Origin of the sequence: Stenotrophomonas sp. 278 (assembly GCF_003935715.1) — a bacterium.
In the GTDB taxonomy this organism is placed as follows: Bacteria; Pseudomonadota; Gammaproteobacteria; order Xanthomonadales; family Xanthomonadaceae; genus Stenotrophomonas; species Stenotrophomonas maltophilia_AH.
In genome coordinates, this window is sequence record NZ_RHPP01000016.1 from 22,704 (window position 1) to 47,225 (window position 24,522).

Sequence of the window (24,522 nt, forward strand, 5' to 3'; positions counted from 1 at the left end):
TACGGGTAGGCGCAATGCCGGTCGGTGCCGTTGGGACCGACCGGTATCGGCATTACAATCGGCGGTCATGTCGACCGCCGATTCCGTATTCATCCTGATGACCACCTGCCCCGACGCGGACTCCGCCGCGCGGCTGGCGACGGCATTGGTGGAGGAACGGCTGGCGGCCTGCGTGACCCGGTTGGACGGGGCGCAGTCGACCTACCGCTGGCAAGGCGCGGTCACACAGGATCGCGAGATCCAGCTGCTGATCAAGACCACCGGCGGCCGCCTGGAAGCGGCCATCGCGCGCGTATGCGCGCTGCATCCGTATGAACTCCCCGAGTGCATCGCGGTCGAAAGCCACGCTGGCCTGCCGGCGTACCTGGATTGGATTCGGGCCCAGACCCGAGAGGACACTGATTGATGACGCTGTTGGGTCGTTTTGCCGCGCTGTGTGCGTTGGCCATGATGTCGTTGCCTGCCTGGGCAGTAAGCGAGAAAGATCTGTTGCCGGTGGACCAGGCATTCGCATTGACCGCGCAGGCGCGCGACCGCGACCGCATCGAGGTGCGCTTCGACATCGCCCCGGGCTACTACCTTTACCGGCATCGCACATCGGTCAAACCCGATGCGGCTTTCAGCGCGGAAGCACTGCAGATGCCGGCCGGCAAGAAGCACCACGACGACTTTTTCGGCGAGGTGGAAACCTACCGCGAACGGCTGATTGCGGTGTTGCCGGGCAAAGCCGCCACCAGCGCGGACAGCGTCAATCTGGAGGTCCGCTTCCAGGGCTGCGCGGATGCAGGCGTGTGCTATCCGCCGCAGAAGCGCACCGTGCAGGTTCGGTTGCCGGGCGGCGCAGGCAACGGCGAAACCGATGTGAGCCCGATTGCGCCGGCCTTCGGCGGCGGCAATGGTCTGCCGCTGGGCAATCCGCTCTCCGGAGGCAGCACCGGCGGCCTGCGCCTGCCCGGTACAACCAACACCCAGGCGCTACCGCTGCCGTCGGAACGTGCGTTTGGCTTTGAGGCGATTGTCGGCGACGGCAACACCCTGCTGCTTCGTTTCAGTCCGGCCCCCGGCTACTACCTGTACCGCGACCGCACCTCGCTGAAGCTCGAAGGCACCACCGGCATCGTCGCCGACAAGCCCATGTGGCCGCCGGCCAAGGCGCATCGTGATGAACACTTTGGCGACGTGGCGGTGTACTTCGACCAGGTCGACGTGAAGCTGCCGCTGCGTCGTACGCGTGTGGACGCCTCTCCGGCCACCCTGGTGATCACCTTCCAGGGGTGCCAGACCGACGGCATCTGCTATCCGCCCATGACCCGCCGGGTGAAGCTGGCGCTGCCGGCCGGCAAGATCAACGCGCGTGCCGACGAAGCGTTGCCGCGCAACGAAGTGATCACCCCGCTGCCGACCCGTGAGAAGCGCGCACAGGAGCGCGAGGGCAACAACCTGGCGAGCCAGCCGCTGCTGATCCGCCCGAATGAACCGGCCGCATCGGCACCTGCGGCCGGCACTCCGGATGCCAGCGCCGACAACGCGCAGCGCACACGTCCACCGGTGAACGGCGACAGCACCCCGACCACGCTGGTTGCCGCCCTGCTGCTGGCGCTGGTGGGGGGCCTGGTACTGAACCTGATGCCGTGCGTGCTGCCCATTCTCTCGCTGAAGGTACTGGGCGTGGCGCAGAGCGGTGAAAGCCGGCAGCGGGCGCGCGGCCATGCGCTGTGGTACACCGCGGGCGTACTGGTCGCCTTCGCCATCATCGGTGCCCTGGTGCTGGCGCTGCGCGCAGCCGGCCAGGCCGCGGGCTGGGGCTTCCAGCTGCAGCACCCCTGGTTCATCGCGGCACTGGTCTATCTGATGTTCGCAGTGGGCCTGAGCTTGTCCGGCGTGTTCACGCTCGGCGGTGGACTGGGCGGCGTAGGCCAGTCGCTGGCCTCGCGCACCGGCCCGATGGGCGACTTCTTCACGGGCGTGCTGGCCTGCGTGGTTGCCAGTCCGTGTGTGGCACCGTTCATGGGCGCGCCGCTGGCGTACGCGTTCACCGCGCCGCCCGCATCGGCCATGCTGGTCTTCGTCGTGCTGGGCCTCGGCCTCGCGCTGCCGTTCCTGCTGATTGGTTTTGTGCCGTCGCTGGCCCGGCGCCTGCCGCGTCCAGGCGCATGGATGGAAACCCTCAAGCAGGTGCTGGCGTTCCCGATGTACGCCACTGCGCTGTGGCTGCTGTGGGTCCTGGGCCAGCAGCGCGGCGTGGATGCGATGGCCTGGGTACTGGGCGGACTGATCGTGGTCGGCCTGGCGCTGTGGTGGTTCGAGCGCAGCCGCTGGCGCAGCCAGCGCGTGGGAATGGTGCTGGCCCTGGCCTTGCTGCTGGCTGCCCTGGTACCGGTCTGGGCCGTCAACCGGATCGATCCCCCCGGCAAGCAGGCCGCCGCCGCCGCCGACAACGTGGTCGACTACTCACCGCAGATGCTGGACCGCCTGCGCCAGGACAACCGCGTGGTGTTCGTCAACATGACGGCCGACTGGTGCGTCACCTGCAAGGCAAACGAACGCGCGGTGCTGGGCACGCACGCATTCCAGGACACGTTACGTCGGACCAACGCGGTCTACATGCGGGGTGACTACACCAATGTCGACCCGGAAATCACTGCCTTCCTGGACGAACACAAGGCAGTCGGCGTGCCGCTGTACGTGGTGTACGGCCCGGGCGCCCCGCCGACGGTGCTGCCGACCGTGCTGACCCAGGCCATCGTTGAAGAAGCGCTGCTGCGCACGGCCCGTTGAACAATCCACCGCCACGTCGATCACTGCGGGTGGCTGCAGCCATTGCGGCCATTCTCGGTCTGGTGATCGGATTAAGTTACTTCGGCCCACCCCCTGCGCCGGTGACAACGCCGCCGGCACCGGGACGTCCTGCGGTCGTGCCGGCACGTCCGGGTGACCAGCTGCCGGCGATCACCCTGCCCGATCTGGACGGCCATCCGGTGGATCTGGCCACGTTCCGCGGCCAGCCGTTGCTGATCAATGTATGGGCCAGCTGGTGCGGCCCATGCGTGGAGGAAATGCCGGCACTGCAGGCCTTTGCCGCCGCGCAGCCCGCTGAGGGCGTGCGGGTGCTGGGAATGGCCATCGACACGCCCGAAGGTGTGCGCGAGTTCCTGTCACGTGTGCCGGTCCACTACCCGATCGTGCTGGAACAACCGGCACCCGACGATGCCAGCGTGAAGCTGGGCAACGCACAGGGCCTGCTGCCCTACAGCGTGCTGGTGGACGCCAGCGGACGCATCCTCAAGCAGAAGCTCGGCCCCTTCAGCCACGGCGAAATCGAGCACTGGGCCCAGCCCTGACCTCGACACGGCAACGCTCCAGCTGCCTCGATCGGGTGTTGACCGTCGTGCCCGCAGCCTGAACAATGACGATATCCATTCTCATTAGCTTTTGGGCTGGTACCGCCACGTCCAATGCTCCAAGGACGTGCCTGTGCGCTTTTCACCGTTGTTCGTCGCCCTGACCGCGCTGCTGTCAGCCCCTGCCGTTGCCCAGTCCACGGACGCCCGCACCTTGGATGCGGTCACCGTCACCGCGTCACGCACCGGCCAGAGCGCCGACACCGCGCCGCAGGCGGTGGTGGTGATCGAACGAGAGGCCATCGAACGCCAGCTGCGCATCAGCGGCAACTCCTCCGATGTGCTGGCCAACCTGTTGCCGTCCTACACGCCCAGCCGCGGCAAGATGAACGGCAGCGGTGAGACCCTGCGCGGGCGCACGCCGTTGATTCTGGTCGACGGCATTCCGCAGTCGAACCCGCTGCGCCCGACCGGCCGCGAAACCCACACCATCGACTACGCCATGGTGGAGCGGATTGAAGTGATCCAAGGGGCGAATGCGATGAACGGCCTGGGTGCAACAGGCGGTACCATCAATCTGATCACCCGCAAGCCAGAGCCCGGCCAGATCAACCAGCACGTGGGCGTGCAGACCACGCTGCCGACCACCGACGTCAGCGCCGAAACCACCAGCTATCGCGCCGACTACCGCATCAGCGGCAGCAATGGCCGCTGGGATTATCTGTTCGGCGCAGGCTACGAAGACCAGGGGCTGTGGCTGGACGGCGACGGCACGGCCATCGGCACCGACACCACCCAGGGCGACCTGATGGCCACGCGCGCTTATGACCTGCACGCCAAGCTGGGTTACTGGATCGACGACAACCAGGAACTGCAGTTTAGCTCCAACCGCTACCGGATCAAATCCAAAGCCGAGTACCTCACCGTGTCCGGCAATCGCACCACCGGCCTGCCGACCACTTCGGTGCGCGGTACGCCGCCGGGCACCCCGCCGTGGAACGACGTCTGGACGACCGGCCTGGCCTACACCCATCACGATCTGGCCGGCATGGAACTGCGCGCCATGGTGTTCAACCAGGAATTCGAGGGCCTGTTCGGCGGCGATCGTTCGTCCACCTTCCAGGACCCGTTGATCGCGCCGGTCGGCACCCTGTACGACCAGTCGCGTTCGGTGGCGTCCAAGAGGGGAGCCAAGACCAGCCTGGGGCGCGATGATCTGTTTGACGGCACGCTGAAGCTCACGGGTGGCATCGATCTGCTGCAGGACAGCGGCAAGCAGGACCTGTACGGCACCCGCCGCACGTATGTGCCGAACTCCGAGTTCCGCAATGCGGCCGGTTTCCTGCAAGCCGAGTACAAGCTGCTGCCGACGCTGACCGCACAGGGCGGCATCCGGCGCGAAGAGGCCACGCTGCGCATCGACAGCTACCAGACGCTGTACCGCTACAACCGCGTCAATGTGCAGGGCGGCAAGCTGCGCTTCGGCGAGACCTTGTACAACGCCGGGCTGGTGTTCGCGCCGACGGAAACCTTCAACGTATTCGGCAGCTATTCCGAAGGGTTCGGGATGCCGGACGTGGGCCGCGTGCTGCGCTCGATCAACACGCCCGGCACGTCGGTGGCCGACCTCGCTGCACTGGAGCCGGTGCTGACCCGCAATGCCGAACTGGGCGCGCGCGTGCGCACCGGCGCGTGGCAGGCGGACGTGGCCGTGTTCCAGTCACGCTCGGACCTGGGCACGCGCATCATCTCGGTCGATGGCGCATTCCAGATGGCGCGTGAAAAAACCCGCATTGAGGGTCTGGACGCCAGCGTGCGCTACCAGCTCAATGAGGCACATGTGCTGGGCCTGTCCTATGCGTGGACGCGCGGCCGTTACGACAGCGATGCCGATGGCCGACTGGATGCCCGACTGGATGGGCTGAACATCGCCCCCAACCGTGCCATCGCCACGTGGTCGGCGCAGTGGACGCCGAAACTGTCCACCTTCGTGCAGGGTCAATACGCGTTCAACCGCACGTTCGATGAAGCCGCCAAGCAGTTCCAGGGCTATGCGCTGTTTGACCTGGCTGCGGAGTACAAGCTTGCCAAGGGCAGCGTGCAGCTGGGCGTGGCCAATCTGTTTGATCGCCAGTACATCACTTACTACTCGCAGAGTGCGTTGATCGAGCCGGACCGGTATTTCGCCGGGCGCGGTCGTACCGTGACCGTGGGCTATCAGCTCGATTTCTGATGTTCAAGACTGTCCTCTTCCAGGTGCACTGGCTGCTCGGCATCACGGCCGGGACCGTGCTGGCGGTCATGGGCCTGAGCGGTGCCGCGCTCTCGTTTGAAGACGAGATCGTGCGCGCCCTCAACGCGGATGTTGCCGACGTCGCACAACGCCACGCCGCTGGCGAGCAGCCGCTGGCCCTGAGCGAGCTGCTGCCGCGACTGCAGGAAGGCACCGACCGGCCGCTGCAGCGCCTGCGCGTGGATGCCACCGGTCAACGCCTGTCGGTGGCCCGCTTCGAGGGCGGCAAACAACACTGGCGTTACTTCAACCCCTATACGGGCCAGAGACTCGATGATCTGCGCGGACTGGCCTTCTTCGATTTCACCGAAGATCTGCACCGGCACCTGGTGGCCGGCGACCGGGGCAAGCTGATCACCGGCGTCTGCGCCATCACCCTGGTGTTCTTCGCGCTGTCCGGGCTGTATCTGCGCTGGCCAAGGCAGTGGTGGCACTGGCGGACCTGGCTGGCGGTGGAGTGGTCGCGCAGCGGCCGCAGCTTCCTGTGGAGCCTGCACTCGGTGGTGGGCACCTGGGTGCTGGTGGTCTACCTGCTGCTGGCACTGACCGGCCTGTGGTGGTCATTCGACTGGTACCGCACAGGCGCGACCCAGCTGCTGGGCGGGCCCAGCCGCGAGGAACCCGCCCTGCGCGCCAGCAACGGCGCGCCGGACATGAAGCGCGTCGAGCACACGTTGTACGCCCTGCCCGGCGTTCGCCACGGTTACATCGACCTGCGCTTCCCCAACAAGCCCGGCCGCCCGTTGACCGGACGGGTGCAGTCCACCGAGGCGGCCCACGACCGCGCCCAGGACAACGTGCAACTGGACCCAGTTACGGGTGACCTGCTGCAGCACGAGCCGTACCGGCAGATGAGCGCTGGACGCAAAACCATGACCAGCATGTTCGCCCTCCACTCCGGCAGTTTCTTCGGGCTGCCGGGCCGGGTCATCGTCATGCTTTCGAGTCTGGCGATGCTGCTGTTCTTCATTACCGGCTGGATGCTGTATCTGGACCGCCGCCGGCGCAAGCGTGAAGTACGCGCCGCCCGGCAGCCGATGACCGCCCGTCACGTCGAGGGACAGGCTCCGTGGCTGGTCGCCTTTGCCAGCCAGAGCGGGTTCGCCGAGCAGCTGGCGTGGCGCGCTGCCGCCCAGCTGCAGGGGGCCGGCATGCCGGTGCAGGTGAAGCCATTGGGCCAACTGGATGCGACCAGCCTGCAGAAGGCACAAAATGCCCTGTTCGTGATCAGTACCTTTGGCGACGGCGAAGCACCCGACGCCGCCCGGGTGTTCGAGCGCCGCCTGCTGCCGCAGAACGTGTCGCTGGCGGATCTGCAGTACGCGGTGCTGGGGCTGGGGGATCACGAGTACGCGCGCTACTGCGGTTTCTCACGTGCGGTCGACGCATGGCTGGCCGCGCAAGGTGCCCGGCCGTTGTTCTCCACGGTGGAGGTCAACCGCGATGATGCCGCAGCGCTGGCGCAATGGCAGAACCAGCTGGCCGCACTCACCGGCATAAGCGACCCGGTGCCACTGCCGGCAGCGGAGCCGTTGCAGGACTGGATACTGAAACGCCGCACCCTGCTCAATCCGGGCAGCGCCGCCGGCGCGATCTGGCAGGTGGAGTTGACCCCGCCCGAACATGCCAGCTGGCAGGCGGGTGACATTCTGGAGATCGTTCCGGGTCAGCAGACCGGCAACGCCGACGCGGTGCCTGCCCACCGCGAATACTCGATTGCCTCGGTCATGCAGGACGACAGCCTGCAGCTGGTGGTGCGGCTCACGTCGCTGCCCGACGGGCGGTCCGGACTCGGTTCCGGCTGGTTGTGCCTGCACGCAGCCGAAGGCACCCCCATCCAGGCGCGGGTCCGTCGCAACAGTGGGTTCCACCGCTACCCGGAGCACGCGCCGATGCTGTTGATCGGCAATGGCACCGGCATTGCCGGTCTGCGCAGCCTGCTGCGTGAGGCCGCTGCACATGGCGACGGCGGGCATTGGCTGATATTCGGCGAACGCACCGCAGCGCATGACAGCCTGTATCCCGACGAGATCGAGAGGTGGCAGCAGCAGGGCCATCTGCGCCGACTGGACCGCGTGTTCTCGCGTGATCTCGACGGCGGTGGCTACGTGCAACACCGACTGCGTGATCAGGCCCAGGCCGTGCACGACTGGGTGGCCATGGGTGGCAGCATCTATGTCTGCGGTTCACTGCATGGCATGGCCGAAGGCGTGGATCAGGTACTGCGTGAAATCCTGGGTGAAGCCAGCCTGGATACCTTGCTGGCGGAAGGCCGCTACCGACGGGACGTCTATTGAAGACGCAAGGGGTCCGGCTGGTTCACATGTGGCAGCTGGCCGGCGGTATGGCGGCCCAGCCAGTCCGCGAAGCGGGTTGTGCCGATGATGGCCTGGGCCCCGGGCGTCAGGGTCAGCTCCTTGAGTGCCGCGCCGTAGTAACGCGCCTCCCGGTCGCCGACGACCGGGCGGTCGTCCTGGCGGAAATACATCACCCATTCCACCAGCTCGAACAGGCGATGCCGTTCCGGGCCGCCAATCTCCACCACGCCACCCGGCAATGGCCCGGTGGCCAGACGGCCCAGGGCCTCGCCAAGGTCATCGGCGGCCAGCGGCTGTACCAGCGCGAGCGGCAGGCGCACCGGCTCACGCTCGGCTCCCGGCGGAATCAGCTGCGCCATGAACTCAAAACACTGGGTGGCCCGTACGAGCGTTGCTGGTAGACGGGCGTGCAGGACCAGCTGCTCCTGCACGGCCTTTGCACGGAAGTAGTCGCTACCTTGCAGATAGGGGGTGCCGACCACCGAAAGCGCAACGAAGTGCCCAACGCCCGCCTGCGCACATGCTGCCAGCAGGTTGGCAGTGCTGCGCTGGAAAAAGTCACCAACGGCCGGCGCGTCGAAGGACGGTGCATTGGACGCATCCAGCACGACCTCGGCCCCCGCAAGTACTTCCACCAGTCCCGCCCCGGTCAGGGCATCCACGCCGGTGCGCCGTGACGCCGCCGTTACCTGGTGGCCCGTGTCGCGCAGCCGCTCCACCACCCGGCTTCCAATCAGTCCATGACCGCCAATGACGACGATGTTCATGTGGATGCTCCGTGGTTGCGCTACAGCAGAATGGGACTGGCCGGAACCGGTGCCACCGGCACGTCGCGCTCGTCCAGCAGCTGACGCAGATCCATCTCGATGGACACGCAGATCTGCGAGATGGGGATGTCGTTGGCCCCGCCCTCAAAGGGATTGGCACTGCTTTCACCCACCTGGTCCAGCGACGCGTACATCCACGACACCAGCACGCTCAGCGGCACCGCCAGCCACACCATGTGGCCGGCCATGACACCGCCGACCACGTCGTCCAGCGGCGCGAACAGATCGATCATGCCCAGTGGCAGCAGCACGCACAGAATGCGCACGAAGATGATATTGATGATCGCGTACTGCCGTGGGTAGGGATAATTATTCAGGCGCTCGCTGCGCGCCTGCTGGTCGTGCAGGTCGCGTAGCACGCGCTGCAGCTCGGCAAAGGCACCGGCACTGATCTGCCCGGCATCCAGCATCTGTTTGAGATCCGAGCCCTGCAGGTTGAGCACCTCGGTGGCGCGACTGCCTGCACCGAGGATGCGCGCACGCTCCGGCCCGACAACGTATTTGTTCAATTCCATGTCGAGCGCGCGTGCCTTCTCGGGCACTTCATAGTGTTTGCGGTACTCGACGTTCGGCGCGGCCTGGGTGGTCTCCCACGCCTTGCTGTCACGCATCTGGTAGCGCAGCACGGTCAACCAGGCCACGTGCCGGTAGGCGAGCCGCCGGGTGAGTTCGGCGTTGCCGACGTAGTCGCGGGTCATCGCGCCCCATACCCGGCTGGCAGAGTTGATCGATGCCCACACCTGTTGTGCTTCCCACAGGCGGTTGTAAGTCTGGGTGTTCTTGAACCCCACGATCAACGCCACCGTGGTACCCAGCATGAAGATCACATTCCAAGGTACTGCCAGCCAATGCCATCCGGCCAGTTGATACAGCGCGACCAGCGCGAGATCGAGCAGGATCAACGCGTACAACGGGCGGCGGGTCCAGCGCAGGAATTCGAGAAAGGTGTATGAGCGTCCGGCGTGCATGGCCAGGGTCTCCATCAAGAGGATGACGGCGCGGTGGTTGGCACCACCGACACCACATGGGTGATGCCGTTGCGGAACATCTTTGCGTAGGGGCAGACGCGTTCGGTGTTGCGGACCAGTTCGGCCGCCACCGCCGCGTCCATGCCGGGCAGATAGGCCTCCACTTCCGCTGAAAGCAGATACAGCCCGTCGATTGGGTCGCGCGAAAAGGTCACACCGACATCGATGCAGGCATCGACCAGCATCAAGCCAGCGCGCGCGGCCAGCAGCATCATGGCTCCGTGGAAGCAGGCGGCATAACCGGCGGCCAGCAGCTGTTCGGGATTGCTACCGCCACCAGGTCCACCCAGCGCCGGCGGCAACCGCAGGTCCAGTGCCAAGGCACCATCGTCGGACACCACGACTCCCGACGCCCGCCCATGACCGGCCGTGCCTCCGCTGACCCGCACGCGCCCGGTGTAAAGCGGACGCACCTCATCGCCGTGGTACTTGTCGAGCACCCCTGGCGAGGGCGGCTTCAACGTCGGGCCAGCGTCGTCAGGTACGTCAGGCATGGCGCGCGAAATCCGAGCCCTGCAGCCAGCCATCGAAATTCTGCTTGCCCAGCCATGCCTCACCCACCGGTACCAGTGTGTCGTCCTGCAGCTGGGCACCAAAGTAAGGTGCTTTGGCGTCACCGGTTACCCGGCGCGCGTCCTGGGTTCGGTCCAGGAACCGCTGCGCAAGCTCGGCCATGGGCACCCGCTCCGGGCCGGCGATTTCAACCACGCCGTTGATGGCGGGCTGCACGCTGATGCGGGCCACCGCATCGGCCACGTCCTCGGCCGCGATCGGTTGCACCAGGGCCGTGGGCAGATGCAGCGCATCGCCCGCCGACTGGATGATGCCCGGCAGGAACTCGAAGAACTGGGTGGAGTGGATGATGGTGTAGGCGATGCCGGATTCGCGGATCAGGCGCTCCTGTGCGATCTTGCCGCGGAAGTAGCCACTCGCGGCCAGCTTGTCGGTGCCCACCACCGACAGCGCCACGTGGTGGCCAACGCCGGCGCGCGCTTCAGCCGAGAGGATGTTGTGGCCGGCGGTCTGGAAGAATTCCAGCACGGCGGCGTCTTCGAACGAGGGGGAATTGGCCAGATCCACCACCACGTCGGTGCCTGCCATTGCCGCATCCAGTCCTTCGCCACTGATGATGTCGATACCGGTGGATGGTGCCGCGATGACGATCTCGTGTCCGGCCGCACGCAGGCGGTCGACGACCTTGCTGCCGATGCGGCCGGTGCCGCCGATGACCAGAATCTTCATGTTCATGCTCCAGAGCTGGGTAGAGGTACAGCACTGATGCTAGGTACCCGCGGTGTGCCTCAATAGATCCCTGGCAGGACGCGCGTTGTTGCCCGCCACGCACCAATGACCTTTATCGCCAGGCGGCCGGATCCGGCAGTGATGCGGAGGAAGGTGTGCGAAGCGTGTTCTCCCAGTGCGTCACCACGTCCAGGTCCAGCGCGCGCACTTCGGCGGTGATGAAATCGATGAATGCGCGGATGCGTTTGGGCAGCTGGCGGCGGCTGAGGTAGCACAGGTAGTGCCCCCGGTCATCGGCGGCATAGCGGTCCAGGCAGCGCACCAGCTCGCCGGCATCCAGCGCGGCCCGCACCTGGTAATTGGGCAGCTGCGCCAGCCCCTGCCCCTGCATCACCGCCTGCAGCGCCAGGTCTGCGTCATTGAAAACCAGCGTCGCGTCCGGCTCGAGTGCCAGCGCCCGCCCGTCCACACGGAACTCCCAGGGCTGCAGCCGGCCATTGGCCTGACGCAGGCTGATGCAGGCGTGCGCGCCCAGCTCCTCCACCCGCTCCGGCAGACCGTGCGCTGCCACGTAGCCCGGGGTGGCGCACACCAGCAGTTGCATCGGAATCAGGTGTTTGGCGATCACGTCGCTGTCCTCGAGCACGCCGTCCCGGAACGCCACGTCAATGCGGTCGGCGGCAAGATCCAGCGCGCGCTCTTCCAGCAGCAACTCCAGGGTGACGTCGGGAAAACGTGCCCGGAAAGGGGCCAGAAGCGGCGCAATCACCTTACGTCCGAATCCGCCCGTAGCGCTGATCCGCAGGTGACCCCGCGGGGGACCATCACGCAGGTCACGCATCTCTTCCAGCGCCTGCAGAATGCGATCCACGCCGGGTCGGCAACCCTCATGGAACAGCTCGCCCTCACGGGTGAGCGAGGTGGAGCGCGTTGTGCGCAGGAACAGGCGCACACCGAGCTGGCCCTCCAGCTTCTGCACGCTGCGGCTCACCGCCGAACGCCCTATGCCCAGCCGGTCGGCCGCGCGCGAGAAGCTGCCCTCATGCGCGACCGCAATGAACGCCAGCACGCCTGCGTAGCTGGCCGAGAAGCCGGTAGTGAGGGCATCGGTACCCTCGTCGGCAGCCAGTGTATCGGTCAAGGACATGGTGGGGTCGCTCCAAAATGACGGGCGTGGTCCTGCAGACAGGCGTGGGCCGCTTCCAGGTGCTGCCGACAGCGTTCGGCGGGCAGGCCCAGCAGCGGAATCAGCGACTCGAGCGGAATGCCTGCGACGTCATGCAGCAGCAGGGTCAGCCGCACATCGGCGGGCAGGCTGTCCAGCGCGTGCAGAAAGGTCGTCCACACCTGCTCGGCGGGATGAGGCGGACCTGCATGCGGGGCGGAGTTGTCGGGATTCATGCAAGGCAGACGGCCCAGCATCCGGCCCTGTGACACCCCGGGAGAAAAAGATTGGTGCCGGGTGATCAACACGGTGTGGACGCGCGACGGGCTACTGCGCCGGCCTGTGCCCACCTAGCCTGCAGGCTCGGGCAATCGCCCGAATCCTTTCCCCTTTTCTGACAGGACTCCCGCCATGACCGAACGTCTCGACTACCAGAAACAGGCACCCGCGCTGTTCAAGAAGCTGCTCGACTACAGCATGGCCGCGCACGCGACCACCATCGATGAGAGCATCCAGGACCTGGTGTCCATCCGCGCCTCGCAGATCAACGGCTGCGGCTTCTGCGTGGACATGCATGTGAAGCAGGCCACGATCCACGGCGAACGCCCGCTGCGCCTGCACCACCTGGCGGTCTGGCGTGAGTCGACGCTGTTCAGCCCGCGCGAACGCGCCAGCCTGGCGTGGACCGAAGTGCTGACCCAGCTTCCGCCGCAGGGCGTCCCGGACGACCTGTATGAGCGCGTGCGTGGCCAGCTGTCCGAGCAGGAACTCGTGGACCTCACCCACGCGGTAATGGCCATCAATGCGTGGAACCGCATCAATATCGCCTTCCGCAGCGAGCCGGGCTCGCGCGACAAGGCATTCGGCATCGACAAGTCCAATCTGTCCTGAGTAACCGGGTGCCGGCACACGGCACCCCACCCACTGGAGGAATTGCCATGCGCGTCATGTTGTCATCCCTGATGCTGCTGCTTGGCGGTGCGGCGAGCGCCGCCCCTGCCCCCAGCTCGCCACCTGAACCGGTCGTCACCTCTGTGATGACCCAGCCCCTGCCTGAATACCCCGGCAAGGAAGCGTTGATCCTGACCGTGGAGTACCCACCCGGCGGAGCCGACCCGGTGCACCGGCACGACGCGCACGGCTTTGTGTATGTGCTGGAAGGCAGGATCGTGATGGGTGTCGCGGGGGGGCGGGAGGTGACGCTCGGGCCGGGCGAAGCCTTCCACGAAGGTCCCGCTGACCTGCACACGGTGGGGCGAAATGCCAGCCAGACCGAACCGGCGCGGTTCGTGGTGTTCCTGCTCAAGGACGCCGGCAAGCCCGCCGTGCTGCCGCCGCATTGAATCTTCTTGCGGTAATCGCGGCTGGCACTTCCCGCGCCGGCCGCTGTCGTGTTGAATGCCGCGATGGATGACGCCACCGCCCGCTTTCAACAGTGCCGCCCGCGCGTGATCGGAGTGGCCTATCGCATGCTCGGCTCACTGGCCGAGGCCGAGGACATCGCCCAGGAAACGTGGCTGCGCTGGAACGGCACTGATCGTGACGTCATCGAGAACGACGAGGCGTGGCTGGTCGCCACCGCGACCCGCCTGGCCATCGACGAACTGCGCCTGGCGCGGCGTACGCGCGAACAGTACGTCGGCATCTGGTTGCCCGAGCCGGTGCTCACCGAGGAAGCGGGCACTCCGGAACAGCTGCACGAAATGGCCAGCGATCTTTCGGTGGCGTTTCTGGCGGTGCTGGAGCGGCTCGCGCCCGAGGCGCGTGCCGCCTTCCTTCTGCACGACGTGTTCGACCGCGAGTATCCGGAGATCGCCCGCATCCTGGAAAAGAGCGAGGCCAGCTGCCGGCAGATCGTGCACCGCGCGCGGCAGCGCCTGCGCGAAGAGCGAACGCTGCACGAGGTGCCGCATGAGACCCATCGCCGCCTGCTGGCGTCCTTTACTTTGGCCCTGGAGCGTGGCGACCTGAAGGCGATGATGGCGCTGATGGACAGCGACGCGCAGCTGATGGGCGATGGCGGTGGCATCGTCTCCAGCTTCCCGAAACCGATGCTGGGTGGCGCACGTATCGCCCAGCTGCTGTTCGCGCCGACGCTGCGCCGACGCGCGGAGCTGCGCATGGTGCCGGCCGTGTTCAATGGTCGCATCGGATTGCTGCGGTACTTTGGCACGCAGCTGGAATCGGCGATGGCGTTCGACACCGACGGCGAACGCATCGTGCAGATTCTGGTGCAGCGCAATCCGCACAAGCTGGCACAGATCGAGGCGCGGCAGGCGTTACCGCTGCGCTGAGTCAGCTGGCGGCTTCCAGGCCCTGAGCAGTGGAAGCGGATCATACGCGCCGTCTGCCCCATAGATTCCCCAGTGCAGATGCGGCGGGGTACCGGCGGCGTTGCCGGTCGTACCTACATATCCCAGCACGTCGCCCTCGGCGACCACCTCGCCCTCGCGCAGACCGGCGCGCCAGTCTTCCAGGTGCGCGTAGTAGTAGCGTTCGCGCGCCGGTCCAGCCACCCACACCTGGCGTCCGCCGAGGCCGGTATCGCGTACTGCCACGATCACCCCGGCGGTGGCGCTGCGCACCGGTGTCCCGCGCTTGGCGAAGATGTCCACACCCGCATGGGTACGGTCGCGACCGCGTGGCGCACCAAAGGTATCGGCGATGCGCCGCGCCGCCACCCCTTCCACCGGTACCGGCAAAGCAACCGGCGGCGGCATGCGTGACAGCTCCCACAGCGCACGCGGTGCCTTGAGCCATTCGCTGTTCCACACGCTCATGGCCGTCACGGCAAGCATCGCCAGCAGGAGCAGCCCCACCAGCCAACCGCGCAGCCGCCAGGCCACTGATCGTTTCGGTATCGCATGCTGGATGCCAGTGGGTCGTGGATCATTCATATCTGCAGCTTCGCAGATGAGGTGTCCACGAGGCGTGCCCATTTACGGTTCAACCACGGGACCTGGCTGAATCAACGCACACAGGCCAGGCGGCCGTAAGTCGCGTGTAAGTCCGCCGCCGCAAGACTTGCCCGGTCCTCCCCCGGAAGTCCTGCATGTTCAAGTACCTCGCTTCCCTCTCCTTCCTGATGCCCTGCCTTGCCCTGGCGCAGACCAGCAGCACCGGTGATCTGCTTGCCAAGGCAGACGACGACCGCTGGTCGGTAGGTGTGGCGGCATCGGCGCGCCAGAGCCCCTATGCCGGCGAAGGCGCCCGGATACGCCCGGTGCCGTTGGTCACTTACGAAGGCGAGCGCGTGTTCTGGCGCGGACTGGGCGGTGGCGTGCATCTGGTCGACGGCGAACGCTTCCGGCTCGACGCGGTATTGTCCGGGCGTTTCGATGGCTTCGACATCAAGGACCTGGGGCGGCGCGAACTTCGCGCCAATGGCGTCGATCCCAGCCTGCTGGAGGACCGCGATGATGCGCTGGACGCGGGTCTGACCGCCAGCTGGAGTGGCCGCGACTGCTGGGTGCGGTGGATTACCGGTTCCTGCCCAGCGAGATCACCGACAGTCCGCTGAGTGAACCCGATACCGACGGCTCCGCTGGACTGCGCGTCGGCATCACTCGCAGCTTCTAAACCTCCCTTCTGCCTCGGGTTTCGCATGTTTCCACCGACTTCATCCCCGCTGAGCAATCGCATCGCCCTGGTCGAAGACCATGCGCGCCTGGCCAGCCTGGTGGAGCGTGGCTTGTCAGCCGCTGGTATCGCCGTGGATACATTCACCACTCTGGAGTCCGCCTGGCATGGCATTGCCAGACAGAGCCATGCACTGGTGGTCATTGACCGTGGTCTGCCGGACGACGACGGGCTTGAGCTGGTGCGGCGCATGCGTGCGGCCGGCAACCAGGTGCCATGTCTGATGCTGACCGCGCGTGACGCGCTGCATGATCGGGTGGACGGTGGTCCGCCCGCTGCGCCAGGTCTCCCAGGCGGCCGCCCAGGTGGGACCACGCCGCCTCGGAACCCGTCTGCGCAGCGATCAGCTGCCGTCGGAGGTGGAGCCTCTGATCAATGCCTTCAATGCGGCACTGGAACGGCCGGAGCAGGGCTATCGTGTGCAGCAGGAATTCCTGGCCGCGGCCGCGCATGAGCTGAAGACCCCGCTGGCATTGCTGCAGGCAGAGATCGAACTCAGTGGTGCACCCAACACGCAGGTACTGCTGCGCGATACGGCGCAGATGGCGCGCCAGGTGCATCAGCTGCTGCACCTGGCCGAAGTCAGCGAAGGCCACAACTACGCGTTTGCGCCGGTCCAGCTGGTGACCGTCGTCGATGACGCGACGGACTATCTTCGGCGCCTGGCGGACCAGCGCGCCGTTCATCTCGTCGTGGAGGATACCGACGCCGCTTCGTCGCGGGTCGACGCGGATGCCTCAGCTGTGTTCGTGCTGGTGAAGAACCTGCTGGAGAACGCCATCCATCATGCACCACCGGGCAGCAGCGTACGGGTGAGAGTAAGGGGCGACGGTTTCAGCGTTTGCGATGCGGGGCCCGGCGTACCACCGGCCCAGCGTCCGATGTTGTTCAAACGCTTCTGGCGTGGCACGAAGGAAGGTGAGGGGGCCGGCCTGGGCCTGGCGATCTGCCTGGAGATCTGCCACTCGCACGGCTGGACCATCGGGCTGGATGGGGAGGCGGCGGGCGCGGGCGCGCGTTTCGTGGTGTGCACCACGCCCGCGCTCAACTGAGCCGGGCCGTGAACGCTCCCACAACCCATTCCACGAACACCCGCAGCCGGTGCGTCATCTGCCGCGTCTGCGGGTAAACCAGCAGCAGCGGCAGTGCAGCGGGCCGCCATTCGGGCAGCACTTCCACCAGCTCACCCGACTGCAGCGCCGGACGGGCGGTGTGCAGGAACGTCTGGATCACGCCCAGACCGGCGACAGCAGCGGCCAGATGCGCGTTGCTCTCGTTGATGCCCAGCTGGTTCTCCGAAATGATCTCCTCGCGGTCTTCGCCCTGTTCAAAGCGGAACGGGAACGGCCGCCCGCTCATCGGCGAGAGAAAGTTCAGCAGACGGTGTCCTTGACGCAGGGCATCCGGGTGCTCCGGCGTGCCGTGCCACTGCAGGTAGGTCGGACTTGCGCAGGTCACTGCGGTCGCATAACCCAGCAGGTGGGTGACCATGGAGGCGTCCGCCAGCGCGCCGATGCGGATCACACAGTCCACGTGCTCGCTGATCTGGCTGAGTGGGCGATCGGATACGCCCAGTTCCAGGCGGATGTCGGGGAAGCGGTCGAGGAAGTCCGGCAATGCAGGCACCAGCACGTCGCGCGCGGTTGCGCCGCCTACGTCCACACGCAGCAGGCCGCGGGGCGCGTCACTTACCGCACCGAAGGAGGCATCGATGTCCTCCAGGTCATGCAGGATGCGCCCGGCTTTCTCGTAGTACAGCACCCCCTCGGCGGTGACCGATACGCGCCGGGTGGTGCGTTCAAGCAGCCTTACCCCCAGGTGCGCCTCCAGTTCGCGCACCGTCTTGCTGAGCGTGGCGGCCGGCATGTCCAGCGCCTCGGCGGCGCGCGTGAAACTGCCCGTCTCCACAACGCGGGTGAACGCCCGGATGGCGATCAACTGATTCACGTGGTCTCTTCCTTACCGGCGAGTCCGCCAGACGGTCGGGGGAGTGGACCTTCGTCCACGGCGTCCTGCGCGATACCGACGCACAGGAGCGTAGCAAGCTGACTTGTTCAGCAATACCGTATTTCTACTGCAGAAGGCATGCGGTTACAGTGCGCGCGCCCACAGTTGTGACACCTGGGGCATGCCAAACAGTTGTTCATGCTGCTCGGTCAGCAACTCAAAGCCGGCGCGTTCGTATAGTCGTCGCGCGTCAATGAGCGCTGCATTGGTCCACAGCACCATGCGCTTGTAGCCCACGGCACGCGCGAACGCCATTGCTTCTTCAACCAGCCGCTGGCCTATGCCCAGCCCACGTGCGCTGGCATCGACGTGCAACAAACGCAGCTTGGCGTTCTGCGCGTCGTGGCGGACCACGAACACCGATCCCACCGGGGTGCCGTCGAGTTCGGCAATCCAGCAGCGCTCGGTCTGTGGATCATGCTCGCGCAGGTAGCGCGTGACGATGTCGGCCACCAGCGCCTCGAACTCGGCGTTCCAACCGAACTCGCGTGCATACAGCGCGCCGTGTTTGTGAATCACCCAGCCCATGTCGCCGGGACGAGGGTCGCGCAGCAGGTAGTTGGCCGGAGCGCCGCCCAGCAGGGTCTGGATCTGTGTCATGGCCTCGACCAGCCGCTGCTGCCCCGGTTCACTCAGGGCACGCACCATCATCCCGATGCTGTCATTGGACGCGGCATCGAGCTGCGCGAATGCCACGCGCCCGGCGTCGGTCAGCATCAGCCGGTTGGCGCGCCCGTCCATCGCCGAGGGCTCCCGGCGCAGCAGTCCGCGGGCCTGCAGGCTGCTCAGCAGCCGGCTCAGATAGCCGGCGTCGAGACCCAGTCGCTGTCCCAGCTGCGCGGCGCTCACGCCCTGCCCTTCGGCGAGTTCGAACAAGACACGTACTTCGGTGAGCGTGAAGTCGCTGCGCAGCAGGTGCTCTTCCAGCACGCCGATCTGCCGGGTGTAGAAGCGGTTGAAGGCCCGGACCTGCGCGATTGGCGCACTATGCAGCTCGGACATGCCCTGTTCCAAAGTTGCCTGAAGCAAGTATTACATGCCTGAAGCACATATATCGCGGGGTTATGTGATCCATTTCTCGACTTATATGGCTTAAACGAAAGATTCGTTGCAGTACGGTTTACGTTCTGTTAATTCTGCGTTTAGCGACCAGGGCCCTGGCCGCAAGGAGAACCAATTAGATGAAGCACTGACATAACGACCACCCAAAAAACTGACTGCAAGGTGCATGCATGAACTACCGTATTGGCAGTAGTGTTCAGGCTCCAAAAGCGATAACGCCATTGGCATCTGCAGTGATGGTGGCCTTGACCACCGCGCTGCTGGCCGCCAGCCCGACGGCGGCGGCGCAGGACAGCAGCACACAGGGAAGCTCGGCCACCACACTGGACACCGTTTCAGTGCTCGGCAGCCGTACCAAACCCCGTACCGTCTCGTCGTCGGCCGTGCCGATCGACATCATCAGCGGCGAAGAATTCCGCAACCAGGGTGCCACCGATGCACTCGACCAGCTGAAAGTGCTGGTGCCCTCCTTCAACGTCAGCACCATTCCCATCGATGACGCCGCCAGCCTGGTGCGCCCGGCCAACCTGCGTGGCCTGCCGCCGGACAACACCCTGCTGCTGGTCAATGGCAAACGCTTCCATCGCTCCGCGGTGATCACCTTCCTGGGCCACGGTCTGTCTGACGGTGCACAGGGGCCGGATCTCTCGGTGTTCCCGTCACTGGCGCTGGAACAGGTGGATGTGCTGCGTGATGGCGCGGCGGCGCAGTACGGTTCGGACGCCATCGCCGGCGTGCTCAATTTCGGCCTCAAGAAGCTGCGCGAAGGTGGCACTGCTGAAGTCTTCACCGGCAAGTATTACGAAGGTGACGGCCTGACCACCCAGTACTCGGCACAGATCGGCCTGCCCCTGACCGAGCATGGCTTTGCCACCTTTACGGCCGAATGGCGCAAGGCCGACGACACCTCGCGCAGTGTGCAGCGTGACGACGCAGCGGCAGCAGCCGCGGCAGGCTATCCGGGCGTACAGGACCCGGCCCAGATATGGGGCTCGCCCAAGGTCGACGATGATTTCAAGTTCGTCGCCAACCTCGGCCTGACCACCGAGAACGTGGACTTCTACCTGTTCGGCAACTACGCCAAACGCGAAGTCGATGGCGGTTTCTATTACCGTGACCCCACCTCGCGCTCGGGCGTGTACTCCAACGACGGCGGCGAGACGCTGCTGGTCGGCAACCTGACCGGCGCAGGCACCTGCCGCGGCATCGCCCTGCGCGATCCCTCCGGAAACCTGCTGCCCTATGCGGGCGTGGCGGCGGCGGTAGGGGCACTGCCGGCGAACTGCTTTACCTTCCTGTCCAGCCTGCCGGGCGGGTTTACCCCGCGCTTTGGTGGCGAGCTGGAGGATTCCTCGGTGTTTGCCGGGGCGAAGGGCACGCTGGGTGAGTGGTACTGGGATGTCAGCGGATCGTACGGCCGCAACGACATCGAGTTCACCATCTACAACACGGTCAACGCCTCACTGGGTCCCGACCAGCCCGCCAACCTGTACTTCCGGCCGGGCGGCAATACCCAGACGGAAAAAAACTTCAACGTTGATGTGAGCCGCGACATCCCGGTGACGTTCAGCAGCCAGCCGCTACGCCTGGCGCTGGGCGCTGAATGGCGCGAGGAGAGCTTCAAGATCAGCCAGGGCGATGGCCCGTCCACCGCGATCGGCCCGCTCACCGAGCAGGGCTTCGCACTGGGTTCGAACGGCTTCAATGGCTTCAGCCCGCGCACCTCCGGCACCTTCGACCGTCGCAACTGGGCCGCCTACGCCGACCTGGAAGCACAGCTGACCGAGAAGTTCCTGCTGGCCGGTGCACTACGCTTCGAGGATTACGACTCGTTCGGCAGCACCACCACGGGCAAGCTGACCGGGCGTTTTGACTTCACCCCGACCTTCGCCATCCGTGGTGCCTACAACACCGGCTTCCGCGCGCCGACGCCGGGCCAGGCCAACATCAGCCAGATCAGCACCGTGTTCGGCGGCACTGCACTGGAAGACATCGCCACCCTGCCGCCAACCAATCCGATCGCACAGATCAAGGGCGCACAGCCCCTGACTCCGGAAGAGTCCAAGAACTTCTCACTCGGCGCGGTATGGACCGAGGGCGACTGGCTGGTCACCCTGGATGGGTATCGCATCGAGGTGGAAGACCGCATTGCGCTCAGCACCAGCTTCACCATCACCGACGAGGAGCGCGCCGCGCTTGTCGCTGGCGGCAATGCCGAAGCCGCCTCGATTTCGCAGGTGACCTACTTCGGCAATGCGTTCGACACCACCACCACCGGTGTGGACCTGGTCACCAGCTACAAGAGTGACCACTTTGGCGGTGACACCACCTATTCGCTGGCCGCGAACTGGAACAAGACCAAGGTGGACCGCTTCGACACCGACTTCATCGACGAAGCGCGCGTGTACAAGCTGGAGAAGTCGCTGCCCAAGACCAAGGGCTATTTCAGCATCCATCACCAGCGCCAGATCTTCCACTCCAACCTGCGCTTCAACTACTACAGCTCGTGGTACGAAGATCACCTGGACAGCGGCGTGATCTCCGCTGAGGACGGCGGCCTGCCGATCTACGGCGGCAGTGCCGTGATCGTGGACGCCGAAGTGGGCTGGAAGTTCGACTCGGGCCTGTACTTCAGCCTGGGCGCGCAGAACCTGTTCGACCGAACCCCGGCGAAGAATCCCTGGGGCGGCGTGGCCGGTGCCGAGTACCCGGTGCACTCGCCGTATGGCTTCAACGGCGGGTTCTATTACGCGCGGGTGGGCTGGAAGTTCTGAGGAAGCGTACTTCCAGGAATGCCGGGCCATGGACGGCCCGGCAGTTACGCATCAGATGTTGATCTCGTAGCGCACGCTTCGCCCGCTCCCTGGCAATCGGCGTAGGCAGCCCTTCTCCAGCAACTCGACCAGATGACGCGTCGCCGTCGCCTTGGATACCTTGGCCACCGCCTGATACTGACGCGCACTGATTCCTTGCTCGAAGCCCCGCTCGCCGCCATCCAGCAGACGGTTGAGAACCTTGATCTGCTCGGCCGACAGATCATCCATGCGGTGCTGTTGCCAGAAGCGTGCCTTGGCAAGCACCGTATCGATGCGCTTCATCGCCTGAAGCAGACTCTTATGCAGTGTCTCCAGAAACCATTGCAACCACGCTGTGATGTCCAGATCTGCCTTCTGACTGCTTTCCAGTACACGGTAGTAGCCCGCCCGATCTTCCAGGATGCTGGCCGACATGGCGTGGAAGCGGATTGCCTGGGGTTGGCCTTGCGCCAGCGCCAGGTCAGTGAGCGCACGGGTCAAGCGACCATTGCCATCGTCAAACGGGTGCAGGGTAACGAACCAGAAGTGTGCGATGCCTGCGCGCAGCAGCGGGTCCAGCGTTGCATCCTCACGGGAGGCGGCAAACCAGGTCAGGAACGCATCCACCTGAAGTTCGAGTCCATCCCTGGGCGGAGCCTCGAAGTGAACTGTGGGGCGGTCAATCCGGCCCGACACCACCTGCATCGGCTCTTCGCCACGCAGCCCTCCCCCCCTGATGCGCAGCGGTAGCAGATCGTCCTGCGCGGCAAACAGCCACCGATGCCACTGCATCAACCGTGCATTGTCCAAGGCGCGTTCCGGATGTCCGGTGGCATCGAGCATGAGCTCAGCCAGCCCTTCACTGCGTGCGCTGGTGCGCGTGATCGCCTCCGATTCGATACCCAGGAGACGAGCCAGCGAGGACCGAACCGAACCCACGTTCAACTCTTCCCCTTCGATGGCAGAGGAAGTAACGATGTTGGCCAGGAGCGTGTCCAAGGCATCTTCGGCCTGTCCCACCGGGTCGGCTGCACCTGCCATGCCCAGCAGTTGTCCCTGGGCTTCCACGCACTGGCGGAGAAGCGGGGCCAACACATCGGACTCCCAGCGGAAGGCGGGCCAGTCAGGGCGCTCCCAGATCCACAGCGGACCAGACATGAACACTCCATTCAGGTGAGTGAGCCGATTAGACGGGCTAATCGGCTCATTTTGTGAGCCGATTATGCCCCCTAATCGGCTCATCCGCCATCCGGAGCACCTGCTGCGTCAGCGCGCGGCCACCCGCAGCAATTCCCGGGCGGCTTCCTCCGAGCTGGCGGGGTTCTGACCGGTGATCAGCTTGCCGTCCGTGACCACGTACTGGCCCCAGTCGGCCCCCTTCTCATAGCGAGCGCCGAGCCGGGCCAGTTCGTCTTCCACCAGGAAGGGCACGATGTCAGTCAGCTCGACCGCAGCCTCTTCACTGTTGCTGAAGCCGGTGACATGTCGGCCCTTCACCAGTGGCGACCCATGCGCGCCGTTGACATGACGCAGCACGCCAGGGGCGTGGCAGACAAAGCCGATCGGCTTGCCGGCCCGATCAAAGGCTTCAATGAGCGCAATGGAATCGCGCGATTCGGCCAGGTCCCAGAGCGGTCCGTGACCTCCCGGGTAGAAAACGGCGTCGAAGTCCGCCGGGTCCACATGCGAGAGCTGCACCGTGTTGCCCAACGCCCTCTGCGCGGCAGGGTCCTGTTTGAAGCGGGCGGTCAACGCGGTCTGTGAATCCGGCTCGTCGCTCTTCGGGTCCAGGGGCGGCTGGCCGCCCGCAGGCGATGCCAGCGTGACCTGCACGCCGGCGTCGGTGAATACGTAATAGGGGGCGGCAAACTCTTCCAGCCAGAAGCCGGTCTTCTTGCCGGTGTTGCCGAGCTGGTCGTGCGAGGTGAGCACCATCAGGACCTTCATGGCGGGCTCCGTTTGTAGGGGAGCATCAGCATGCAGATGCGAAGGTAAAGGCAGTGTTCAATCCGTCGTGTTGGGCGTCACCCTTCCCAGTTCAACCCGCGCGGCGCATTGCGGAACCCCGCTTTGCGCAACGCCTCGGTGACGGGCCCTTTCCCCGGCGGCGCGTCATCGATCAACGCGAGGGTGAAGCGCAGGCGGGGCGTGCGGCGCAGCGCGATCACCAATGCGGTCGCCGCCGACGCCAGAACTTCAGCCGCATCAGGAACATCGGCCGGCACGTAGTTGAGCAGCGAACGCCCTCCCTGGGTCAGATAGAACAGGAGCCTTCCGCCTCCGATCACCACAATGCCGCCGGGGCGGCGCAGCGGGCGCACACCGGACGCATGTGCGGTCCAGGGCAGCGTGGTCCCGAACGGATTGGCAGGATCGACCGCAGACAGCGCCACCGCAGCCACGCTCCCCTTGTCTGCCGCCTCGGCCAGTTCGCGCAGCCGATCCACATCCGTGCGGTCTGCGAACTGGGCCCCGCCCAGCCCCTCGACGAATCGTCCGCGCAGCACCCGCCCGGCGTCTTCCATACGCCGGTACACCTGCTGGATCGCCGCGAAGCCGCCGGCCACACCTTCGGCCATCGCCGCACCGCGCGTGACAACGCCTTGCCGATCCAGCAGACCTTCGGCCAATGCCAGCGCGCGCACAGTGTCGGGCGTGGCCTCACGCTGCAGCAGCGACCAGCGGCCGGCAAGGCTGGGCGCGTCCAGATGCGCAACACCCATCACGGGGCGAGTGGCAGCGCTGCTCGCATCCTGCATCGGTGCGCCCACAAGGCCACGGCGGCGCCGCGCCGCAGCCAGCACG

The 24,522-nt window shown here is 65.8% G+C and carries 22 protein-coding genes and 1 pseudogene; 11 read left to right on the forward strand and 12 right to left on the reverse strand.

Translation table 11 applies throughout. From position 1 onward, the window contains the following. Positions 1-67 precede the first annotated feature (67 nt). The 5 genes from cutA to EGJ34_RS04695 all read left to right on the forward strand — a co-directional run bounded on the left by cutA (position 68) and on the right by EGJ34_RS04695 (position 7,931). Complete coding sequence (gene cutA / locus EGJ34_RS04675; protein ID WP_125359379.1) at positions 68-406, forward strand: divalent-cation tolerance protein CutA; 339 nt, start codon at positions 68-70, stop codon at positions 404-406. Then, entirely contained in the window at positions 406-2,778 is a 2,373-nt protein-coding gene (locus tag EGJ34_RS04680; protein ID WP_185750063.1) for a protein-disulfide reductase DsbD domain-containing protein, read from the forward strand. The genes cutA and EGJ34_RS04680 overlap by 1 nt, the downstream gene beginning before the upstream one ends. A gap of 29 nt (positions 2,779-2,807) precedes the next feature. Beyond that, positions 2,808-3,341: a TlpA disulfide reductase family protein gene (locus tag EGJ34_RS04685; protein ID WP_260476905.1), complete on the forward strand. Its 534-nt coding sequence runs from the start codon at positions 2,808-2,810 to the stop codon at positions 3,339-3,341. Between the two features lie 133 nt (positions 3,342-3,474). Next, the gene (locus EGJ34_RS04690) at positions 3,475-5,574 is read left to right on the forward strand and encodes a TonB-dependent receptor (RefSeq protein ID WP_260476906.1); all 2,100 of its coding nucleotides are present in this window, start codon (positions 3,475-3,477) and stop codon (positions 5,572-5,574) included. After that, on the forward strand, positions 5,574-7,931 hold the full coding sequence (locus tag EGJ34_RS04695) for a sulfite reductase flavoprotein subunit alpha (protein WP_125359381.1): 2,358 nt from the start codon (positions 5,574-5,576) through the stop codon (positions 7,929-7,931). The genes EGJ34_RS04690 and EGJ34_RS04695 overlap by 1 nt, the downstream gene beginning before the upstream one ends. On the opposite strand, the gene EGJ34_RS04700 is transcribed toward EGJ34_RS04695, so the two are convergent. The 6 genes from EGJ34_RS04700 to EGJ34_RS04725 form a co-directional block, all read right to left on the reverse strand. Continuing rightward, entirely contained in the window at positions 7,925-8,719 is a 795-nt protein-coding gene (locus EGJ34_RS04700) for an NAD(P)H-binding protein (protein ID WP_125359382.1), read from the reverse strand. The genes EGJ34_RS04695 and EGJ34_RS04700 overlap by 7 nt on opposite strands. 20 nt (positions 8,720-8,739) lie before the next feature. After that, positions 8,740-9,747 carry a bestrophin family ion channel gene (locus tag EGJ34_RS04705; protein WP_125359383.1) on the reverse strand — a complete coding sequence of 336 codons (1,008 nt, stop codon included), beginning with the start codon at positions 9,745-9,747 and terminating at the stop codon, positions 8,740-8,742. Between the two features lie 14 nt (positions 9,748-9,761). After that, positions 9,762-10,301, reverse strand: a complete 540-nt coding sequence (locus EGJ34_RS04710; RefSeq protein ID WP_125359384.1) for an Ohr family peroxiredoxin — start codon at positions 10,299-10,301, stop codon at positions 9,762-9,764. Further along, entirely contained in the window at positions 10,294-11,049 is a 756-nt protein-coding gene (locus EGJ34_RS04715; RefSeq protein ID WP_125359385.1) for an SDR family oxidoreductase, read from the reverse strand. The genes EGJ34_RS04710 and EGJ34_RS04715 overlap by 8 nt, the downstream gene beginning before the upstream one ends. A 112-nt stretch (positions 11,050-11,161) precedes the next feature. Further along, on the reverse strand, positions 11,162-12,196 hold the full coding sequence (locus EGJ34_RS04720) for a LysR family transcriptional regulator (protein ID WP_125359386.1): 1,035 nt from the start codon (positions 12,194-12,196) through the stop codon (positions 11,162-11,164). Continuing rightward, a complete protein-coding gene (locus tag EGJ34_RS04725) occupies positions 12,187-12,450 on the reverse strand; it encodes a hypothetical protein (RefSeq protein WP_260476907.1) in 264 nt (87 codons plus the stop codon). The genes EGJ34_RS04720 and EGJ34_RS04725 overlap by 10 nt, the downstream gene beginning before the upstream one ends. Positions 12,451-12,625: 175 nt before the next feature. Here EGJ34_RS04725 and EGJ34_RS04730 point away from each other — a divergent pair, with 175 nt between their 5' ends. From EGJ34_RS04730 to EGJ34_RS04740, 3 genes are all read left to right on the forward strand, one after another. Beyond that, entirely contained in the window at positions 12,626-13,105 is a 480-nt protein-coding gene (locus EGJ34_RS04730; protein WP_125359388.1) for a carboxymuconolactone decarboxylase family protein, read from the forward strand. A gap of 47 nt (positions 13,106-13,152) precedes the next feature. Beyond that, positions 13,153-13,557 carry a cupin domain-containing protein gene (locus EGJ34_RS04735; RefSeq protein WP_125359389.1) on the forward strand — a complete coding sequence of 135 codons (405 nt, stop codon included), beginning with the start codon at positions 13,153-13,155 and terminating at the stop codon, positions 13,555-13,557. Positions 13,558-13,620: 63 nt separating this feature from the next. Next, complete coding sequence (locus EGJ34_RS04740; RefSeq protein ID WP_125359390.1) at positions 13,621-14,508, forward strand: RNA polymerase sigma-70 factor; 888 nt, start codon at positions 13,621-13,623, stop codon at positions 14,506-14,508. Here EGJ34_RS04740 and EGJ34_RS04745 read toward each other — a convergent pair. Further along, entirely contained in the window at positions 14,494-15,111 is a 618-nt protein-coding gene (locus EGJ34_RS04745; protein ID WP_125359391.1) for a M23 family metallopeptidase, read from the reverse strand. The two genes, EGJ34_RS04740 and EGJ34_RS04745, sit on opposite strands and share 15 nt — an antisense overlap. 155 nt (positions 15,112-15,266) lie before the next feature. Here EGJ34_RS04745 and EGJ34_RS04750 point away from each other — a divergent pair, with 155 nt between their 5' ends. Next, complete coding sequence (locus EGJ34_RS04750) at positions 15,267-15,734, forward strand: MipA/OmpV family protein (RefSeq protein ID WP_125359392.1); 468 nt, start codon at positions 15,267-15,269, stop codon at positions 15,732-15,734. 367 nt (positions 15,735-16,101) lie between these two features. Beyond that, complete coding sequence (locus EGJ34_RS04760; RefSeq protein WP_125359394.1) at positions 16,102-16,905, forward strand: HAMP domain-containing sensor histidine kinase; 804 nt, start codon at positions 16,102-16,104, stop codon at positions 16,903-16,905. On the opposite strand, the gene EGJ34_RS04765 is transcribed toward EGJ34_RS04760, so the two are convergent. Further along, positions 16,898-17,800 (reverse strand): LysR family transcriptional regulator, encoded by a 903-nt coding sequence (locus tag EGJ34_RS04765; RefSeq protein ID WP_125359395.1) that lies wholly within the window; start codon positions 17,798-17,800, stop codon positions 16,898-16,900. The two genes, EGJ34_RS04760 and EGJ34_RS04765, sit on opposite strands and share 8 nt — an antisense overlap. Positions 17,801-17,944: 144 nt before the next feature. Continuing rightward, a complete protein-coding gene (locus EGJ34_RS04770) occupies positions 17,945-18,862 on the reverse strand; it encodes a helix-turn-helix domain-containing GNAT family N-acetyltransferase (protein ID WP_125359396.1) in 918 nt (305 codons plus the stop codon). Between the two features lie 230 nt (positions 18,863-19,092). Between EGJ34_RS04770 and EGJ34_RS04775 the strand changes: the two genes are divergently transcribed. Next, entirely contained in the window at positions 19,093-21,696 is a 2,604-nt protein-coding gene (locus EGJ34_RS04775; RefSeq protein ID WP_125359397.1) for a TonB-dependent receptor, read from the forward strand. 51 nt (positions 21,697-21,747) lie between these two features. Here EGJ34_RS04775 and EGJ34_RS04780 read toward each other — a convergent pair whose 3' ends face one another. From EGJ34_RS04780 to EGJ34_RS04790, 3 genes and pseudogenes are all read right to left on the reverse strand, one after another. Then, the gene (locus tag EGJ34_RS04780) at positions 21,748-22,875 is read right to left on the reverse strand and encodes a Fic family protein (protein WP_125359402.1); all 1,128 of its coding nucleotides are present in this window, start codon (positions 22,873-22,875) and stop codon (positions 21,748-21,750) included. 108 nt (positions 22,876-22,983) lie between these two features. Next, complete coding sequence (locus EGJ34_RS04785) at positions 22,984-23,664, reverse strand: type 1 glutamine amidotransferase domain-containing protein (protein ID WP_125359398.1); 681 nt, start codon at positions 23,662-23,664, stop codon at positions 22,984-22,986. A gap of 77 nt (positions 23,665-23,741) precedes the next feature. Continuing rightward, positions 23,742-24,522 (reverse strand): annotated as a pseudogene (locus tag EGJ34_RS04790) (ATP-dependent helicase); the annotation flags it as partial.

Excerpts from the sequence above, each read along its gene's own strand:
- EGJ34_RS04780 (WP_125359402.1), bottom strand. The coding sequence starts at position 22,875 with ATGTCTGGTCCGCTGTGGATCTGGGAGCGCCCTGACTGGCCCGCCTTC.
- EGJ34_RS04695 (WP_125359381.1), top strand. The coding sequence starts at position 5,574 with ATGTTCAAGACTGTCCTCTTCCAGGTGCACTGGCTGCTCGGCATCACG.
- cutA (WP_125359379.1), top strand. The coding sequence starts at position 68 with ATGTCGACCGCCGATTCCGTATTCATCCTGATGACCACCTGCCCCGAC.
- EGJ34_RS04730 (WP_125359388.1), top strand. The coding sequence starts at position 12,626 with ATGACCGAACGTCTCGACTACCAGAAACAGGCACCCGCGCTGTTCAAG.
- EGJ34_RS04760 (WP_125359394.1), top strand. The coding sequence starts at position 16,102 with ATGATCGGGTGGACGGTGGTCCGCCCGCTGCGCCAGGTCTCCCAGGCG.
- EGJ34_RS04710 (WP_125359384.1), bottom strand. The coding sequence starts at position 10,301 with ATGCCTGACGTACCTGACGACGCTGGCCCGACGTTGAAGCCGCCCTCG.
- EGJ34_RS04725 (WP_260476907.1), bottom strand. The coding sequence starts at position 12,450 with ATGAATCCCGACAACTCCGCCCCGCATGCAGGTCCGCCTCATCCCGCC.
- EGJ34_RS04785 (WP_125359398.1), bottom strand. The coding sequence starts at position 23,664 with ATGAAGGTCCTGATGGTGCTCACCTCGCACGACCAGCTCGGCAACACC.
- EGJ34_RS04770 (WP_125359396.1), bottom strand. The coding sequence starts at position 18,862 with ATGTCCGAGCTGCATAGTGCGCCAATCGCGCAGGTCCGGGCCTTCAAC.
- EGJ34_RS04700 (WP_125359382.1), bottom strand. The coding sequence starts at position 8,719 with ATGAACATCGTCGTCATTGGCGGTCATGGACTGATTGGAAGCCGGGTG.
- EGJ34_RS04680 (WP_185750063.1), top strand. The coding sequence starts at position 406 with ATGACGCTGTTGGGTCGTTTTGCCGCGCTGTGTGCGTTGGCCATGATG.
- EGJ34_RS04775 (WP_125359397.1), top strand. The coding sequence starts at position 19,093 with ATGAACTACCGTATTGGCAGTAGTGTTCAGGCTCCAAAAGCGATAACG.
- EGJ34_RS04750 (WP_125359392.1), top strand. The coding sequence starts at position 15,267 with ATGTTCAAGTACCTCGCTTCCCTCTCCTTCCTGATGCCCTGCCTTGCC.
- EGJ34_RS04715 (WP_125359385.1), bottom strand. The coding sequence starts at position 11,049 with ATGAAGATTCTGGTCATCGGCGGCACCGGCCGCATCGGCAGCAAGGTC.
- EGJ34_RS04705 (WP_125359383.1), bottom strand. The coding sequence starts at position 9,747 with ATGCACGCCGGACGCTCATACACCTTTCTCGAATTCCTGCGCTGGACC.
- EGJ34_RS04735 (WP_125359389.1), top strand. The coding sequence starts at position 13,153 with ATGCGCGTCATGTTGTCATCCCTGATGCTGCTGCTTGGCGGTGCGGCG.
- EGJ34_RS04740 (WP_125359390.1), top strand. The coding sequence starts at position 13,621 with ATGGATGACGCCACCGCCCGCTTTCAACAGTGCCGCCCGCGCGTGATC.
- EGJ34_RS04720 (WP_125359386.1), bottom strand. The coding sequence starts at position 12,196 with ATGTCCTTGACCGATACACTGGCTGCCGACGAGGGTACCGATGCCCTC.
- EGJ34_RS04745 (WP_125359391.1), bottom strand. The coding sequence starts at position 15,111 with ATGAATGATCCACGACCCACTGGCATCCAGCATGCGATACCGAAACGA.